Origin of the sequence: Rhizobium sp. LjRoot98 (assembly GCF_964252935.1) — a bacterium.
GTDB lineage: Bacteria > Pseudomonadota > Alphaproteobacteria > Rhizobiales > Rhizobiaceae > Pararhizobium.
In genome coordinates this window covers 375,091-392,599 of the sequence record NZ_CAXUPW020000003.1, presented here as the reverse complement: position 1 = coordinate 392,599, position 17,509 = coordinate 375,091, and the positions used below count along the sequence as shown (strand labels likewise).

Sequence of the window (17,509 nt, the reverse complement as noted above, 5' to 3'; positions counted from 1 at the left end):
CCTATCCCTGCCGCATGTCTAGGTTTAAGACTGTACGTCAAGTTCATGCGATAACGGAAAGAGATCATCATGGGACCGGAAAACCCTCCGCGCCGCTCGAAGTCCGATCAGGAGCCGTTGACGATCGACCTGGATGCCAATCCGGCCACTGCGGACGATGCAAAAAACGACGCAGCCGTGGAAACCGCTGAAAATGGCGACAGGGCCGACATCCGGGCTGGGGAAGCCGATGAAACCGTGCGGGCCGATATCGCCGAAGCATCCGATAACGCCAGAACAGACACCGGCTCCACAGCTCAGCCGGACGAAGAGGATACACGGGCAGAAGCCGCATCCGCAGCCTTTGCTGAGGAACCGGTATCGGCCGCGACTGCGGCAGAAGAACCGGCAAGGCCCATCTACCCTGCACAGCATCGTACCTCCAATTCCGGCGCCCTTGCCGCCGGCATTCTCGGCGGCCTGATCGCGCTTCTCGGCGCCGGCGTCCTGCAATATGCCGGTATCATGCCCTCGCTTGGCCCGGGCGGTGGCAATACCGCGATCGAGCAGAGCCTTGCCAGCGATATCGAAGCCCTGAAAGCGCAGCTCGCTGCAGCTCCGGCGCCGCAGGCGGCGGCCGATCTTGGCCCGCTCGATGCCCGCATTGCCGAACTGGAGAAGAAGACCGCCGAAGCGGGCAATGGCGCGGCCGCCGACGTCTCGGGCCTCGATGCTCAGATCACCAACCTGACCGGTGAAATCGCCACGCTGAAAGCGGCGTTGGCCGATGCACAGCAGTCAACCGAAGCCGCCAAATCCGAGCTTTCGGCCCGCCTTGACGCAGCCGAAAAGAAGATCGATGAGCCGGCAAGCGATGTGCAACTGGCCCGGGCCGTGGCGGTCACAGCTTTGAAGACGGCGATTGATCGTGGCGGACCGTTCTTGGCCGAGCTCGACGCGCTGAAAAGCGTCGCCGCCACTGATCCGGCCGTCACCGGCCTTGCGGAGGACGCCAAGACCGGTATTTCCCCGCGCGCCGACCTCGTGCGTGATTTCCCAGCCGTTGCCGATACCATGCTGGAGGCAACCCGGCACACCGATCCCAATCAGGGTGTGTTCTCCCGCCTGATGGACAGCGCATCTTCGGCCATCCGCATCCGCCCCGTCGGCAGCGTCGAGGGCGAAGGTCCGGAAGCCGTCGTTGCCCGCATCGAGGACAAGCTGGTGAATGGCGACCTGAAGGGCGCAAGCCTGGAATGGGACGCGCTGCCGGAACCGGCAAAGGCCGCAGGTGCCGCTTTCAAGACCAAGCTGGATCAACGCATCCGCGTCGAGGGGTTGATCGATGCCACCGTTGCCGGCGCCATGACGGCCAACCAAGGCTAAGGAAGAGTTCATGATCCGTATTCTGTTCTATGTTCTCGTCGTCCTCGCCCTTGGCGCAGGCTTTGCCTGGCTGGCTGATCGCCCCGGCGAACTGTCGCTGATCTGGCAAGGCCAACGCATTGAGATGAGCCTGATGGTCGCGGCAACGCTGCTTGCCTCGTTGATCGCTGCCATCCTGATCGTCGTCTGGTTCATCCGCGTCGTCTGGCTTTCGCCCCATTCGATCTCCCGCTATTTTCGCGCCCGCAAGCGTGACCGCGGTTATCAGGCTCTGTCCACCGGCCTGATCGCCGCCGGCGCCGGGGACAGTGCACTTGCCCGCAAGATGACCGCCCGCACCCACGGCCTTCTGAGCGCCGATCAGGAGCCGCTGATCCATCTGCTCGAAGCGCAGACGGCGCTGATTGAAGGCAAATACGACGACGCCCGCAAGAAGTTCGAGCTGATGGCCGACGATCCGGAAACCCGCGAACTCGGCTTGCGCGGTCTCTATCTCGAGGCCAAGCGGCTGGGCGCCAATGAAGCTGCCCGCCAATATGCCGAACGCGCTGCCGACAAGTCCCCGCACTTGCCCTGGGCAACGCTGGCCGCGCTCGACTATCGCAGCCAGACCGGCCAGTGGGACGAAGCCATCCGCCTTCTCGACCAGAGCCGCACGGCGCATGTCATCGAACGCAAGGAGGCCGACCGCAAGAAGGCCGTGCTGTTGACCGCCCGCGCTTCCGAAAAACTGGAGACCGATCCAAAGGGCGCCCGCGACGATGCGCAGGCAGCGCTCAAACTGGCCGAGGACCTGGTGCCGGCCGGCCTCATCGCCGCCAAGGCGCTGTTTCGCGAGGACAATCTGCGCAAGGGTGCCGCCATTCTGGAAAAGCTCTGGAAACAGGAGCCGCATCCGGACGTCGCCAAGCTCTATGTCCGTGCCCGCAGCGGTGATTCCGCCACCGACCGGCTGAAGCGCGCCAACAAGCTCGAAGCATTGCGGCCCAACAATCCGATCGCGCTCGCCGCCGTCGCCGAAGCAGCACTTGAAGCCCGCGAATTGCCGCTGGCTCGCGCCAAGGCGGAAGCCGCCGCCCGCATCCAGCCGAACGAAAACATCTTTCTGCTGCTCGCCGATATCGAGGAGGCAGATACCAACGATGACGGCCGCATCCGTCACTGGATGAACCAGGCACTGAAAAGTCCGCGTGATCCAGCCTGGACCGCCGATGGCGTCACATCGCCGGAATGGCTGCCGGTCTCGCCGGTCAGCGGCCGCCTGGACGCCTTCGAATGGAAGCAGCCGGTCGCCGAGATTGCCGGCGCGATTGAAGAAGGCAGGCCGGATACCGCCGACGCGGCGATCCGCAGCCTGCCGCCTGTTGCCATCGTCCACCAGCGCCCGGAACCACAGCCGGAGCGGGCCACCGTTGCGGTCAAGGCAAGCCCGGTGATCGAAGCTGCGGATAAGGCGCCGGAGACAGTCAAGACCATCGCCGTACCGGCACCGAGCGAATCGGTGATCGTGCCGCAAACGGTGAAGGCAGAGCCGAAACCGGTCCCGGCCAAGACTGTGGAAGCCAAGTCGACAGAGGCTGTCGTCGAGCCCTTCTTCGGTCGCCCACCCGATGATCCGGGCGTGCGCGACGATAACAACAAGCCATTGGAAAAGACGGCATTCCGCCTGTTTTGAGACGAAACCCCGACCTTAAACGGAAAAACATGTTTGAGCGTTTTCGAAGCTTTCTCGATAGCCTGACCGGCAGCGGAACGCCGGTCATCCAGCCCGGCGACCCCCGCATCGCCATCGCCGCACTCTGCATCCAGGTGATGGAGGCCGACGGCGAAATCCACGAGAAGGAGCGCAAGAAAGTGCGCTCGATGGTCAAGGATCATTACAAGCTCGACGATGCCTCGCTCGACGCGCTGATCGTCGCCGGGGAAACCGCCGAAAGCCAGGCCATCGATTTCTTCCGCTTCACCTCCGATATCAAGCGGCATTTCTCCGAGGAGCAGCGGATCGACCTGGTCGGCATGCTGTGGGAAATTGCCTATGCCGATGGCAAGCGCAGCGAGATGGAGGACCACGTGATCTGGCGCGTCGCCGATCTCCTGGGCGTATCCGGCAGGGACCGGATCATCAAACGGCAGGAGGTTGCTGCCAAACTGGACATCGTGGAGGAGGCCACAGCCCACCAGGAAAAGTGACATGCTTTTCGACGACCGTACCTACTATAGGCGCAACGCAGGCAAGCCGGTCCTGATCGTCCTGCACCAGGAGCGCTCCAGCCCTGGCCGTGTCGGCCATCTCCTCTTGGAAAAAGGGCTGAGCCTCGATATTCGCCGCCCGGTGTTGGGCGATCCCTTGCCCGCAACGCTGGATCAGCATGCCGGCGCCGTTGTCTTCGGCGGACCGATGAGCGCCAATGACGACGAAGACTATGTCCGCCGCGAGATCGACTGGCTCTCGGTGCCTCTCACCGAAAACAAGCCCTTCCTCGGCATCTGCCTTGGCGCCCAGATGCTGGTGCGCCATCTCGGCGGCGTGGTCGGCCCGCATCATGAAGGCCAGACGGAAATCGGCTGGTATCCGCTTGAAGCGACCGACAAGGGCCGCGCCCTGATGCAATGGCCATCGATGGTCTACCAGTTTCACCGCGAGGGCTTTGATCTTCCGGCGGGTGCCGAACTGCTTGCGTCTGGCGCCACCTACCCCAACCAGGCGTTCCGCTATGGCGAAAACGCCTGGGGCATCCAGTTTCATGGTGAGTTGACGCGGGTGATGATGCACCGCTGGGTCGTGCATGGGGCGCACCGGTTTGAACTGCCGGGCGCGCAGCTGGGGCGCCTGCATCTCGAAGGCCGGATGGACTATGATGCGCCGCTGCGCGCCTGGATGGACCAGTTTCTCACCCACATCTTCCAGCGGCACGGCGAGAAGACCGCTCTCTGATCGTCACGCCTTGCTGCGATCCGGCGCATCGAGCGAATCGATCTTGCGCAATTGCGGAAAACCGAGCGCCCAGATGACCGCGACCGCCAGCGTACCAACGCCGCCGATGACGACAGCCGGAACGGCGCCGATAAAATGCGCCATCGTTCCGGCGCGGAATTCACCGAGTTCGTTGGACGCTCCGACAAACACCATGTTGACCGCATTGACCCGGCCGCGCACGGCGTCCGGCGTCCACAGCGCAATCAGCGTTTCGCGCACATAAACCGAGATCATGTCCGCCCCGCCCATCAGCATCAAGGATGCGATCGACAGCCAGGCAATATGCGACAGCCCGAAAATGACCGTGCCGAGACCGAACAGCGCCACCCCGGCGAACATCAGCCTTCCGGCATTGTGACGGATCGGGTAGGCGGCCAAGGTCACGGCCACAAGGATGGCACCGATGCCGGGCGCCGCCCGCAGCAGCCCCAGACCGAGCGGACCGAGCACGAGGATTTCGCTGGCGAACACCGGCATCAGCGCCACGGCGCCACCGAGCAGCACCGCAAACAGGTCGAGCGAGATGGCCCCCAAAACGATCTTTTCCGTGCGGATGAACCTGAAACCGGCCAGTACCGAGGTCCAATCGCGCGGCTCGCTGAGGCTATGTTGCGCCGGCTTTGCGATCAGGAAGATGAGAATGGAGGCAAGGACGAGAAAGACCAGCGCCACGGAATAGGCAACGACGGCGCTCAGACCATAGAGCAGGCCACCGGCCACCGGCCCGAGGATCGCCGCCGTCTGCCACGAGGACGAATTCCAGGCGATAGCATTCGCCAGATCCTTGGCCGGAACCAGATTCGGCGCCAGCGACTGGACTGCGGGTGCCATGAAGGCGCGCTCGATGCCGAAGACGATCAGGATGGCAAAGACCGGCCAGGGCGAAAAGGCATGGGCAAGCGTCAGCCCCAGCAACGCCGCCGCGCAAAGGGCGCTGATGATCATGCAGATCGAGACGATCATGCGGCGCGAGTGCCGGTCGGCCACATGCCCGGTGATGAGGATAAGCAAAAGCGACGGCAGGAACTGGAAGAGGCCGATCAGACCGAGATACAGCGTGTTCTGCGTCTGCTCGTACATCTGCCATCCCACCGAGACGCTGATGATCTGGATGGCGAAGGACGCAAGGAAGCGGGCGAAGAAGAAACGGGCGTAGGAGACATGCCGGAACGCGGCGAACCGGTCAGCATCCTGATGAACGGACATACGGCAATCTTCCCGGACAATGGCAGTTATTCCGCCGTATTAAACATGTTTGGCCCATCGCGAAAGCACGGACTTGCCGGTTTAGCCGTCAATGTCTACATGTCTGTCAATAACGAATTGGAGACCGGCATGCTTGCTGTCATTGCGACCCTGAATTTCATCATCAACATAGCGTGGTTCCTGGTCATCGCCTCGGCCATTTTTTCCTGGCTCTACGCTTTCAACGTCATCAACGTGAACAACAACGCCATCAACATGATCGGCCGTTCGCTCTACCAGTTGACGGAACCACTCTACCGGCCGATCCGCAACATTCTGCCCAACATGGGCGGCGTCGACCTGTCGCCACTGGTGGTTTTGGTCATCCTCTATTTCCTCTGGTATTTCCTCAACACGACCGTTGCTGCCGCCTTGCTCAGCTAAACGCTGCCGCGCCTACGGGCTCATGGTTTGAATATTCGAAAACAAAAAACCTCCGGATCAGCCTGATCCGGAGGTTTTCTTTTGTAGAATGTCGAAACTCTGCCCTCCCTCTTCTCCCCACCGCCCACCGGGGAGAAGGTGGCCCAAAGGGCCGGATGAGCGGCTACAAGCCCAGAACTCGAGAAAAGTCCCTACCCCGCTGGGTAGAGAGCACGCACCGCGAACCGTTACTTCTCAGCCTTGGCGCGCTCGACTGCTTCGAGAATCAGCTTCTGCGCAACCGTGACATCCTTCCAGCCAAAGATCTTCACCCACTTGCCGGGCTCCAGATCCTTGTAATGCTCGAAGAAGTGCTCGATCTGCTGCAGGGTGATTTCCGGCAGGTCGGTATAGTCCTTCACCTTGTCGTAGCGTTTGGTCAGGTGATAGTTCGGCACGGCGACGATCTTTTCGTCCTTGCCGGAATTGTCTTCCATCATCAAGACGCCGATCGGGCGCACGTTGATGACGCAGCCTGGAACCAGCGGGCGGGTCGATGCGATCAGCACATCGATCGGGTCGCCATCTTCCGACAGCGTGTGCGGTACAAAGCCGTAATTGCCCGGATAGGTCATCGGCGTGTAGAGGAAACGGTCGACAACCAGCGTGCCGGCTTCCTTGTCCATTTCATACTTGATCGGATGGCCGCCAACCGGAACCTCGACGATCACGTTGATATCTTCCGGCGGATTCTTGCCAATCGAAATTGCATCAATACGCATGAGTTTTCCCCCAAGGGCCAGTTTTTCGGATGGCAAGTCCGATAAAGGGAAACATGACGCAGCGCAACATTACTTTCGTTTTCGTCCGAAAAATGCGACGTTTGAGCGAATATTCGCGCAGGATGGGACGTATATCTGCAAGAGGAACTCCGATGAAACAGTTCGCCTATGCAATACCGTTTCTGATGCCATTCTCGATGGCGGCCGGCCCGGCCCATGCCAATGACAGCGCGTATACGGACCTAGATACCGATCACTGCAAGGCCCTCTTGCCGGAAGATACGGAAAGCGGCAGCGTTTCGCTGCGCTGCAGGGGGTTCAAGGATTATGCGGTTTATTTCAAGGAAGGCGATCTGCGTCAGAGCATCCTCTACGGCTTCGTCAGCGACACCTATGTCAACGACGCCTTCGAAAGCTTCGAGCCGTTCAACACTGCGACGCGAAAGATCGAATGGCGGCTTGGTGTGGACGGCAAACCGGCTGCGACAATCCTGCGCTGGTTTCTGGACAATATCGATCCGGTTACCTACGAACCGTCACCGAAATTGAAAGGCCAGGTTCTCGTCGTCTCGAAAGTGGCGGATGGCTCCGGACAGGGATGTGTCGTCGGCTATGTCGATGCATTGGCCAATCCCGAGCCCAACGCACTGGCCCGGGAAATCGCCGACACCAGGACAAAAGACTTCGTCTGCGGCCGCAACATGGCAGCGTATCACGGCATTCGCGGGCCAACTGCGGCAGAGCCAACGCACGTTTTTCCCGACTGAAACGGATTGATAGGCAGACGCAGTCAGCCGGGGGTATCAGTCCCAGATATAGCCGATCTTCTTCAGGTTCCTTTCGCCGAAATCTTCCATGCCCTCGCAGAGATCGCGGCCGCCGGCCATGCGGAAGAAGCGGTCGGCATGGTGGCTGTCTTCCAGGCACCAGACAACAAGGCCCTGGCAACCCAGAGATTTCAGCAGGTTCTTCGCTTCGCCGAACAGGATGCGGCCAAGCCCGATGCCCTGATATTCCGGGCGCAGGTAAATCTCGTAGACCTCGCCTTCCTGCGGCAAAGACCGGGACCGGTTGAGGCCAAGCGTGGCGTAACCGGCGATAACGCCGGCCACTTCGACGACCAGCAGCGTCGAGGGTCCGCGCGTGGCTTTGCGCCACCATGCGTGATCGCGCCGGTGAACCATCTGGGTCAGCGGCTTGTGCGGAATGAGACCGCCATAGGCCTGCAGCCACGAGACGCGGTGAACATCCGAGATGGACATGGCGTCCCTCGGTTCGCCCGGACGCACCTCGATCGATAGTGTTTTCATAACGCGACTCTAGACCCGTGCCGGACAAACAGGAATCCCGTCCAAAGGCCTGTCTTTAACTAACTCACAGGCAACTTATGGGGACAACCATCCAAAGTTAACGCTTTTTTAACTTTTCCGGCAAGCGGCTTTCATCATGGCACACAGGATTTGGCACCCGGCGCCCGCCTAACACTCGGATAGCCTTCTCTTTTCTGGCCAAACAGGTGATTCGGCCTGGCGAACACCAGCCTTTTGCAGGGTTGCGGACAGCAATTGGAGGTACGAACGCGATTGGAGGGTCATGACCGCAGAATATGGCGGCGCGGCATGGAACCTTTTCAAGGGTCGCGCGTTTGAGAACGTCTGGATATGCGCAGCGACGCACATCGGGACTGCCGCGGCCACGTCTTCCGGCCCCGGATCTTAACGGGAAGTAGGGCGGTTCCAATTCTGGTCAAGCTCCAGGCTGCGGAAATCCCGAAACACCCATCGACCGATCGTTCAGCGGCACCCCTCGTGCCCGTTATGGAGTAGCCGATGAAAAATCTCTCAGCAGACAGGCGGATGATCAAGATCGCCATGGCGGCACCCTATCTCGAACGGGATGAGGAACACGCGCTGGCAATGGCATGGAAAGACCATCACGATCAGGACGCCCGCAACAAGATCGCCATGGCGCATATGCGGCTGGTCATCTCCATGGCCGCCAAGTTCCGCAATTTCGGCTTGCCGATGAGCGATCTTGTCCAGGAGGGACATATCGGCCTTCTGGAAGCAGCGGCCCGCTTCGAGCCGAGTCGCGAAGTCCGTTTCTCAACCTATGCCAGCTGGTGGATTCGCGCCTCGATGCAGGATTACGTGCTGCGCAACTGGTCGATCGTGCGTGGCGGCACCTCGTCGGCGCAAAAGGCTCTGTTCTTCAACCTGCGCCGGCTGCGCGCCAAGCTCGCCCAGGGCGACCGCCAGCTGACAGCCCGCGCCGTCCATGAAGAAATCGCCGTGGCGCTCGGCGTCAGCCTTGCCGATGTGCAGACAATGGACGCCCGCCTCTCCGGCAACGACGCTTCGCTGCAGGCGCCGATCTCCACCTCAGGCGAATCCGATGGCGGCGAGCGCCTCGATCTTCTCGCCTGCGACGCACCGCTTCCCGACGAGCAGGTTTCCGAAATGATCGACAGCGAGCGCCGCCGCACCTGGCTCAGCCACGCGCTCTGCCAGCTGAATGACCGCGAAATGAAGATCATCCGTGCCCGCCGCCTTTCCGAAGACAGTGCCACCCTCGAAGAACTCGGCGCCGATCTCGGCATCTCCAAGGAGCGGGTCCGCCAGATCGAAACCCGGGCATTGGAAAAGTTAAAGATCGCGCTTGTAGCGGAAGCGCCGGTACTGGCGATGCGGCATTGATATGCCTTTGACTGAGCACGGAACCGGATGAATAGTTTCATCCGGTTTTTTTGCGTCAGGATGAACCGTGTAAGCATATCCGCTGCACGATCTTCTGCGACGGCGGTCACGGGCGGTTTACCTTTCAAAGCTAATACTTCAAACACGTGGTATTGCGCCGGCGGCGCAGATTGTTCCCAGCTCGCTTTCAGGTGGTCTAATGCACGAGACATTCGATTCCGGCGTCTTCAACCTGGCGCCGATTGCCATGTGGATCGAGGATTTCAGTGAGGTAAAAGCGCTTTTCGATGTTTGGCGCGCCCAAGGGGTTACCGACATCCGTGCGTTCCTGCGGGAGGATACATCGCGCATCGGGCAATGCTCTGCGCGAATCCGGGTTCTGGATGTCAACCGCAAAACCCTCGAGCTTTTTGAGGCCGGTGACGTCGATCATCTTCGCGCGGGCATAGCCCAGGTCTTTCGAGACGATATGCTCGAAACACACATCAATGAACTGGCCGCCCTTTTCGACGGGGAAACCACGTTTTCCAGCACCACCGTCAACTACACGCTCTCCGGCCGGCGTCTCGATATCCAGCTTCGCGGTGCCGTCATGCCGGGCCATGAAGGCTCGCTTGCAAAGGTGTTGCTGACGACGGAAGACATCACCGCGCGGGAAGATGCACGCCGGGCGGAACTTGAACAACGGCTCTATGCCGAAGGCATCTTCGAACATTCGCCGGTGTCGCTCTGGATCGAGGACTTCAGCCGCATCAAGGCTCTGATCGAGGATATCCGCAATCGCGGCATCAGCGACTTTCGAACATTCATGGACGTCCATCCGGAATTCGTCACCCAATGCATGAGCGAAATCCGTGTCATCGACGTTAATCAGGCGACACTCGATCTGTTCTGCGCTCCGGATCGCATGACGCTGCTTCAACGGTTGAGCGATATCTTCCGCGACGATATGGAAAAGCCGTTCCGCGAGCAATTGATCGAGCTTTGGAACGGCAACCTCTTCCATCACCGCGAAATCGTCAACTACGCGCTGGATGGGTCCGAGCGGCATATCCTGCTGCATTTTTCCGTCTTCCCCGGACACGAAAACGATTGGTCCCGCGTTCAGGTGGCGCTGGCCGATATCACCGCGCGCAAGAAAGCCGAAGCCTATCTCGAATATCTCGGCAAGCATGACGTCCTGACGAAACTCTACAATCGCGCCTTCTACGCTGAGGAAATCAACCGGCTGGAACGGAAATCGCTGCGGCCGGTTTCAGCGATCATTATCGATCTCAATGGCCTGAAGGAGGCCAACGACCAGCTTGGCCACGACGCTGGCGACGCATTGCTGCGGCGGTTCGGCGAAATCCTCAACGGCGCTGTCTCGCAGCCCAACCATGCCGCCCGGATCGGCGGCGACGAGTTCGCCGTGCTGATGCCAGGTGCGGACATCAAGGCGGCAGGCGCGATGATGGAGACGATCAACGAACTCTTGAAGATCAACAACCAGTTCTATTCGAGCGCTCCCCTTACCCTGTCCTTCGGCGTCGCGACCAGCGAGCAGGGCGAATCCATGGAAGCGCTCGTCCAGCGCGCCGATACCCTGATGTACGAGCAGAAGAGAGCATTCTACGAAGCCAAGGGCACGATGGGCGTGACCGGCGGCCGCATCGCCCGCCGGACATCGTAGCGGGGAATGTCGAGGGCAGGGCGCGCCACGCGGACGAAGCGCGCTGGAACGGGAGAAAAAGTTAACTAAGGCTCAAGCAAATCGTTTCAACTTTAAATGTATATTAATGCAACTTTAATGTTCCGCAGCTGCTGATCGCCTCTTTGATTGGCATGCGCCCCGGCTGCATCCATGTTCCCCCGGCGGCGGCCGAGCCGTTCAGGCTCGCTGTCACCAGCATTGCGGGGGTATTGTTCCGAATGATTGCTTTTGTCATCCGACTTCGGAGCCGCGCGCATTTCAATGTGCAGAGAAAAAACGCCCAAAGCGCCCGCGCTTTCGTCGGCTCCGCCAAGCGTAGAATGGATACCAGGTCCAGGCTCGGCATCGTCATTGCCGCTTTTGCCGTGATCTTCCTCGCGGCCCTTGCCCGTCTTGTTCAATTTGGGGTTGCGGAACCCATCGCCCTCGCATCGATCGGTGACAATGTCTCGGCAGTTGCCTCGCGGCCGGATATCGTCGATCGCAACGGGCAGCTGCTGGCAACGGATCTTCGAACCATGTCGCTCTATGCCGAGCCGCGCCGAATCGTCGATGCCGACGAAGCCGTCGAAAAACTCTCAACCGTCATTCCCAATCTCGACTGGAGCGACACCCACCGGAAACTGCGATCCGATTCAGCGTTTCAATGGCTGAGACGCCAGCTGACCCCGCGCCAGCAATCGGACATCCTCGCCTTGGGCATACCCGGCATCGGCTTTAGGCCCGAAAACCGCCGCTTCTATCCGGGCGGCCCCACCGCATCGCATATTCTCGGCCATGTGAACGTCGACAATCAGGGCCTTGCCGGCATGGAGCGCTATATCGACCAGCAGGGGCTGGCCGATCTGCGCGCCGCCGGCCTGACGGGTGATGTACCGCTGGAACCGGTCAAACTATCGATCGACCTGCGTGTTCAGCATATCGTCCGCGAGGTCGCCGCGCGGGCAATGCAAAACTATCAGGCGGAAGCCGCGGGCGCCGTGGTTCTGGACATGAAGACCGGCGAGATCCTCGCAATGGCCTCGGTGCCCGATTACGACCCCAATCAGCCATCCCGGACACTGCCGGACGGCAGCATCGACAAGGAATACGAAAAAGGCTGGTTCAACCGCATCAGCAACGCCACGTTCGAGATGGGATCGACCTTCAAGAGCTTTACGCTGGCCATGGGTTTCGACGCCGGAAAGATCGACCTCAATTCGGTTGTCGACGCCTCCCGCCCGATCCGTATGGGCGGCTTCACCATCAAGGATTTCAAGGGCAAGAACCGCCCCCTCTCGATCGTCGAGGTATTCCAGTATTCCTCGAACATCGGCACGGCCGCCGTGGCAGATATGGTCGGCATTGAAGGCCATCAGGAATTCCTGACCCGGCTGGGGCTCCTGTCGAAGATGGAAACGGAAATGCCGGGCGTGGCGACGCCGACGCAGCCCAGAGCCTGGAAGAAGATCAACTCGGTGACCATCTCGTTCGGTCACGGGGTAGCGACCACGCCGTTGCAGACCGCCGTTGCGGCAGCCTCGCTGATCAACGGCGGGACCCTGATTCCGCCGACATTTCTGCCCCGGACACTTGAAGAGGCAGGGGCGATCTCCCGCACGGTCGTGACGGAAAAGACAAGCGCCGACATGCGCTATCTCTTCAACTGGAATGGTTCAAACGGATCAGGCCGCCACGCGCAAGTCCCCGGTTTCAATGTCGGCGGCAAGACCGGAACGGCTGACAAGGTCATCAACGGCCGGTACGCGAGCAACATCAACTTCAACGCCTTCGTTGCGGGCTTCCCGATGGACAAGCCGAAATACATTGTCCTGTCGATTATCGATGCGCCGAAAACGGGCGAGAACGGCGGACGCACGGCGGCATCGACCGCCGCCCCGATGATCAAGGAAATCATCGGCCGCGCCGGCCCCCTGCTCGGCATTCAGCCGCAGTTCGGCAAGGACGGATCGATGATGCTTGCCGACTATTGAGGCAAGACTGATCAGCCTTCCAGCCGTCTGCATCTATTCCGAGATGATCTTCACCTTGTCGCCCGGCTTCACCGTCGAGGTGATCTGCATGGCGTTGATCAGCCGGAAGAGATCGAGCTTGCGGTCAGTTCCCATCATCCGGGCCGAAAGCGTGGCCAGCGTATCGTTCGCCTTGACGGTCACGACACGGATGCGCAGCGGCTTCAGGGCCGCGGCCTCCTGCGGCGTCATGCGGCGGAAGGAGGCGCGCAGCACATCGGCCGTCGGCTCCAGGCTCGGCGCGCCCTTCGGCACGGCGGTCAGGAACCGGTAGATCTGCGTGTCGATCCGGATCACGGTGACGTCGAAATCCCAGCGCTCCGCCGATGCCCGTGCCGTTGCCGCCTCAAGCCCGTTGATCGTCACGGCATGGATCGTATCCGGCTGCAGGCCGGTTACCCAGCCGCTGCCGATATAGTCGGTCAGGCTGCGCTTCTGCGCATCGGCCACGCCGTCAAAGCGGATTGCCGTCTCGTTCGGCCCGGTCGCAAGCACCGCCTCGGCCTTGTTGTCGATCTGGAAGCCGGCCGGTACATCGAAACGGATGCCGAGCGTTCCGTGCAGGAACGTCTGGCCACGGACATAACCCTCCTGCGGGCTGTCGCCATAGAGCAAGCCATCGATCCCGGCGAGATAATAGTCGCGGCCGCGATCACCGACAGCGCCTTCTGCGCCAAAGGCACGGGCATGGCGGCGGGCGAGATCGACGCGCTGCGGCGCGCTCGGATGGCTCGACAGGAAGTCCAGGCTCTGGTCGCTGTCCGGATCGACCGAGGAGAACCGGCTATAGGCTGCCATCGAATCGAGGAAGCGTGCCGCCGCATAGGGATCGTACCCGGCTTCGCCGAGCATGCGCACACCGATGACGTCGGCCTGCAATTCCTGATTGCGCGAGAAGGCCGCCAGGCGCAGCTTGCCCCGCGCCAATGCCTGCTTGCCGGCCAGATCGCTCGACAGCACTTCGGACACGACGCGGCTGGCAATCACCTCTGCCTCTTCGCGCTGCTGCCGCTCGATGCCATGGTTGGCGGTCACGTGTGCCATCTCGTGGGAGAGCACAGCGGCCACTTCCGAGGCATCGTCTGCGAGCGCCAGAAGGCCGCGCGTCACATAGAGATAGCCACCCGGCAGCGCAAAGGCGTTGATCGCGGGCGAGTTGAGGATGGTGATGCGATAGGACTGGTTCGGGTTTTCCGAAACCGCCGTCAAAGCGCCGGTGATACGGGCAACCAACCGCTCGGTCTTTTGATCCTGATATTCGCCGCCGTAGCTCGCAACGATGCGCGGATGCTCGCGGGCGCCGACCTGGGCGCGCGGATCGTTCTTCTGGACTTCCTCGACGATCTGCGGATTGGAGGACGGCGAAACCTTGGGCTCATAGGTCTGCTCGATCACCGACTGGCAACCCGACAGGAGCAGGGCCCCGAACAACGCCGCGACGGCGCGATAGGACACGCCGAAGCCCGTTCCTGAATCCCGCTTTTGCGTTCCTGCCGTTCTGCTCATCGCCTCAGCTCGTTTCCAGTCTTCAGCCCAGCCGCGCAAACAGTCAGTTGATCGCGCGGATGCAAATTCAGTATTCTTTACAGCCGTATAAATAGGTCTGGCGCCAGTTACGGCAATGACCTGCTGTAACCTATTCGCGCCATGCGTGCCTAGCATACACCCATAGAAATAGTTTCCCCGTGATATCCCGGCAACGCACACCCAAACGTGAACGCGCAAGATAGCCAAAGCGCCGTCGCACAGGGTGTCGTTCAAATTGTGGCAAAAGCATCGCAGGCGATGCTCATCGCCCCAGAAACCGGGCGACCGCCGGAAGATCGGTATGCTCGAGAAACTGCGTCACCGGCTCATGCAGGAGAATGCGGCCCTTGTCGAGAAAGAGCACACTGTCTGCCAGCGTCCGGACGTCGTCAGGATGATGTGTAATGATCAGGATCGTGTGACCTTCCTGCTGGTGCAGATCAAGCAGAAGGCTGCTCATCCCGGCCCGCAGGCCCGGATCGAGCGCCGCAAACGGCTCGTCGAGCAACAGGACCGGCTTGCGGCGCACCAGCGCCCGGGCGAGCGCCACCCGCTGGCGTTCGCCGCCGGATAAGGTCGGCGGCAGGCGCTTGCCAAACCCCTCCAGTCCGACGCGCAGTAGCGCGCTTGCGATTTTCGCCTTTTCCTTGATGCCAAGCCTCAGTGCCGGATCGATGCCGAGACCGATATTGGTGGCGACGTCGAGATGCGCAAACAGGTTGTGCTCCTGAAAGATCACCGAGACCGGCCGTTCGGCAGGATCGCGCCCGGCAACATCTTTCCCGAGAATCTCAACCTGGCCGGTATCCGGTGTTTCGAACCCGGCGATCACATTGAGCAGCGTCGACTTGCCGGAACCGGATGCCCCCGTCACGGCAACGATCTGTCCCTTGCCGACGGCGCAATCGAAATGTAGTCCGGTTTCATCGAACTGGACCCGCACGTTGTCGAGACGAACAGCGATATCCGTTTCAGGCAGTGACATCTTTTCTCCTCTGATCGTCAGCCCCTGCCCGCGGCGTCCCGGCGATCGTTAGCACCAGGCAGACAAGCCCGAGAAACAAGGCCAGGCCCGCCGCATCGGTCGAGCGGTAACCTGCCATGCGGCTGTACAGCAGCCAGGGCAGCGTCACCATATCCTGCGAGCCGAACAGCGCCACGGCGCCGAGATCGCCAAGTGACAGGGCGCAGGCAAAAGACAGCGCCATCAGCAACGGCCTGCGCAAACCCGGCCAATCGATCAGCCGCAGACGATGCCAGCCGCTGAGACCAAGGCTGACCGCAAGTTTGGCCGTGCGGGCCGTATGCGTGGCCATTGCCGGTTCCAGCACGCGATAAACGAAAGGCAGCGCCATCAGCGTATTGATCAGGATGACCAGCAGCGGCGCAAATCGTGCGACATCTCCGAACGGCCGCAACAGCAAAAACCAGCCAGCCCCCAGAACCACCGGCGGCACCAGCAGCACCAGCGACGAACTGGCAAAAATCCCCACAGCCAGCCCCCGAAGAAGCACCGCTGGCCGCCTCGACGACAGGGCTGCCTGCCGCGCCCGGATCATGAGGGAGGCGGAGACAACACAAAGCAGCCCCGAGATCAGCGCAATGACGATACTGGTGATCAGCGCCCGCCGCACCATCGGATCCCCGGCAAGCTTGACGAGATCGGCACGCAGGCCGGAAGAGACGACCGAGCCGAGCGGCAGAGCCAGAAACAGAACGGCAAGCGCGATCACCAGTCCGTCGCCTGCCCGACCAAACCCACCGCGTCCATCAAAGCGGCGCACCCTGCGCCCGCCGCCATGCCCCTCGTCTGCCGCAGGTGTGAGCAGCCGGATCGCAACCAGCAGCGCGGCGGTCACGGAAATCTGCAGCAGCGACAGCGCGATAGCCCGTGGCGGATCGAAATCGAAGCGCAGCGCCTGATAGATAGCAACCTCGATCGTACTCGCCGCCGGCCCGCCGCCCAGCGTCAGCACCAGCGTAAAGCTGGTGGCGCAAAGCATGAAGATCAGCCCGGCAATGCCGGGCAAAAGCCCACGGATCACCGGCCATTCGATAAAGCGGAAAATCGACAGCGGCCGCATGCCGAGATTGGCCCCGGCCAGCCAGTATTCGCCGGGAATACGCTCCAGCCCGCCCAGCATCAGCCGGGCGGCGAGCGGCATGTTGAAAAAGACATGGGCAACGAGAATGCCCGACAGGCCGTAGATGCTGACCGGCTGGTCGAGACCGATGGCCACCAACGCGGTATTCAAAGCGCCCTGCCGTCCCCAGATGCCGATCAGTCCCAAAGCTGCCACGAGCGCCGGCAGCCCCAGCGGCAGCGCCATCAGCCGGATGATCCAGACACGGCCGGGGAACGCCGCCTGCCGCGCCAAGGCCCGCGCCACCGGAATGGCAAAGACAATCGACAGAACGGTCGAAAGCGACGCCTGCAGCAGCGTGAACCGGGCCACGCGCCAGACATAGGCATCGAACACCACGCCGTCATTGGCGGATCCCGGCTCGTCGAAAGCCAGGAGTGCCACCGCCGCCAGACAGACGAACAGCACAATGCCACCGAGGCATAGCGCCCCGGCAGTCAGTGTCAGACGTCGTTCCATGCGGTTGATCATGATGGCTTCGTATTGCTTTCGGGCGTCGCCTCGCCCTTTCTTCTCCCCAGCGGGGAGAAGGTGGCCCGCAGGGCCGGATGAGGGGGCCAAACACTCAGAATGTGCCGAACCGCCCCCTCATCGCCTCGCAGTCGCTCGGCACTTCTCCCCGCTGGGGAGAAGAAGAAATGATCGTCCCGGCACATCCAGTTCCTGTTCATCGCCGCCAGCCACTCATCAATCCAGACCTCCAGC

General features: G+C 61.3%; 15 protein-coding genes. 9 read left to right on the top strand and 6 right to left on the bottom strand.

Features of this window, described 5'->3' with window-relative positions; genetic code table 11:
* Positions 1 to 69 precede the first annotated feature (69 nt).
* Genes ACSQ3J_RS13750 through ACSQ3J_RS13735 form a run of 4 tightly spaced genes read left to right on the top strand, consistent with a single transcriptional unit; the run spans position 70 to position 4,300 of the window.
* On the top strand, positions 70 to 1,365 hold the full coding sequence (locus tag ACSQ3J_RS13750) for a COG4223 family protein (protein WP_060502733.1): 1,296 nt from the start codon (positions 70 to 72) through the stop codon (positions 1,363 to 1,365).
* Positions 1,366 to 1,375: 10 nt separating this feature from the next.
* A complete protein-coding gene (locus ACSQ3J_RS13745) occupies positions 1,376 to 3,040 on the top strand; it encodes a heme biosynthesis protein HemY (protein WP_060512031.1) in 1,665 nt (554 codons plus the stop codon).
* Between the two features lie 29 nt (positions 3,041 to 3,069).
* A complete protein-coding gene (locus tag ACSQ3J_RS13740; RefSeq protein WP_060502731.1) occupies positions 3,070 to 3,555 on the top strand; it encodes a TerB family tellurite resistance protein in 486 nt (161 codons plus the stop codon).
* A gap of 1 nt (position 3,556) precedes the next feature.
* Positions 3,557 to 4,300 (top strand): glutamine amidotransferase, encoded by a 744-nt coding sequence (locus ACSQ3J_RS13735; RefSeq protein WP_060502730.1) that lies wholly within the window; start codon positions 3,557 to 3,559, stop codon positions 4,298 to 4,300.
* Positions 4,301 to 4,303: 3 nt separating this feature from the next.
* Here ACSQ3J_RS13735 and ACSQ3J_RS13730 read toward each other — a convergent pair whose 3' ends face one another.
* The gene (locus ACSQ3J_RS13730) at positions 4,304 to 5,548 is read right to left on the bottom strand and encodes an MFS transporter (protein WP_060502729.1); all 1,245 of its coding nucleotides are present in this window, start codon (positions 5,546 to 5,548) and stop codon (positions 4,304 to 4,306) included.
* 129 nt (positions 5,549 to 5,677) lie between these two features.
* Between ACSQ3J_RS13730 and ACSQ3J_RS13725 the strand changes: the two genes are divergently transcribed.
* Positions 5,678 to 5,971 (top strand): YggT family protein, encoded by a 294-nt coding sequence (locus ACSQ3J_RS13725; RefSeq protein ID WP_112834609.1) that lies wholly within the window; start codon positions 5,678 to 5,680, stop codon positions 5,969 to 5,971.
* Positions 5,972 to 6,198: 227 nt separating this feature from the next.
* Here the strand turns inward: ACSQ3J_RS13725 and ppa are convergent, their stop codons facing one another.
* Positions 6,199 to 6,732, bottom strand: coding sequence for an inorganic diphosphatase (ppa, locus tag ACSQ3J_RS13720; RefSeq protein ID WP_060502728.1), 534 nt, complete (start codon positions 6,730 to 6,732; stop codon positions 6,199 to 6,201).
* A gap of 152 nt (positions 6,733 to 6,884) precedes the next feature.
* Here ppa and ACSQ3J_RS13715 point away from each other — a divergent pair, with 152 nt between their 5' ends.
* Positions 6,885 to 7,499: a hypothetical protein gene (locus ACSQ3J_RS13715; RefSeq protein WP_244481954.1), complete on the top strand. Its 615-nt coding sequence runs from the start codon at positions 6,885 to 6,887 to the stop codon at positions 7,497 to 7,499.
* A gap of 36 nt (positions 7,500 to 7,535) precedes the next feature.
* Here ACSQ3J_RS13715 and ACSQ3J_RS13710 read toward each other — a convergent pair whose 3' ends face one another.
* On the bottom strand, positions 7,536 to 8,042 hold the full coding sequence (locus ACSQ3J_RS13710) for a GNAT family N-acetyltransferase (RefSeq protein WP_060502727.1): 507 nt from the start codon (positions 8,040 to 8,042) through the stop codon (positions 7,536 to 7,538).
* 519 nt (positions 8,043 to 8,561) lie between these two features.
* Here ACSQ3J_RS13710 and ACSQ3J_RS13705 point away from each other — a divergent pair.
* The 3 genes from ACSQ3J_RS13705 (at position 8,562) to ACSQ3J_RS13695 (ending at position 13,094) form a co-directional block, all read left to right on the top strand.
* Entirely contained in the window at positions 8,562 to 9,428 is an 867-nt protein-coding gene (locus tag ACSQ3J_RS13705; RefSeq protein ID WP_060502726.1) for an RNA polymerase factor sigma-32, read from the top strand.
* 199 nt (positions 9,429 to 9,627) lie between these two features.
* The gene (locus tag ACSQ3J_RS13700; protein WP_060502725.1) at positions 9,628 to 11,100 is read left to right on the top strand and encodes a sensor domain-containing diguanylate cyclase; all 1,473 of its coding nucleotides are present in this window, start codon (positions 9,628 to 9,630) and stop codon (positions 11,098 to 11,100) included.
* A gap of 239 nt (positions 11,101 to 11,339) precedes the next feature.
* A complete protein-coding gene (locus tag ACSQ3J_RS13695) occupies positions 11,340 to 13,094 on the top strand; it encodes a peptidoglycan D,D-transpeptidase FtsI family protein (protein WP_060502870.1) in 1,755 nt (584 codons plus the stop codon).
* Between the two features lie 33 nt (positions 13,095 to 13,127).
* On the opposite strand, the gene ACSQ3J_RS13690 is transcribed toward ACSQ3J_RS13695, so the two are convergent.
* From ACSQ3J_RS13690 to thiP, 3 genes are all read right to left on the bottom strand, one after another.
* Entirely contained in the window at positions 13,128 to 14,639 is a 1,512-nt protein-coding gene (locus tag ACSQ3J_RS13690) for a M48 family metalloprotease (RefSeq protein WP_060502724.1), read from the bottom strand.
* A gap of 283 nt (positions 14,640 to 14,922) precedes the next feature.
* A complete protein-coding gene (gene thiQ, locus ACSQ3J_RS13685; RefSeq protein WP_060502723.1) occupies positions 14,923 to 15,645 on the bottom strand; it encodes a thiamine ABC transporter ATP-binding protein in 723 nt (240 codons plus the stop codon).
* Positions 15,632 to 17,275: a thiamine/thiamine pyrophosphate ABC transporter permease ThiP gene (gene thiP, locus ACSQ3J_RS13680; RefSeq protein ID WP_082511994.1), complete on the bottom strand. Its 1,644-nt coding sequence runs from the start codon at positions 17,273 to 17,275 to the stop codon at positions 15,632 to 15,634. Before thiP ends, thiQ begins: the two co-directional genes overlap by 14 nt.
* Positions 17,276 to 17,509: the final 234 nt, after the last annotated feature.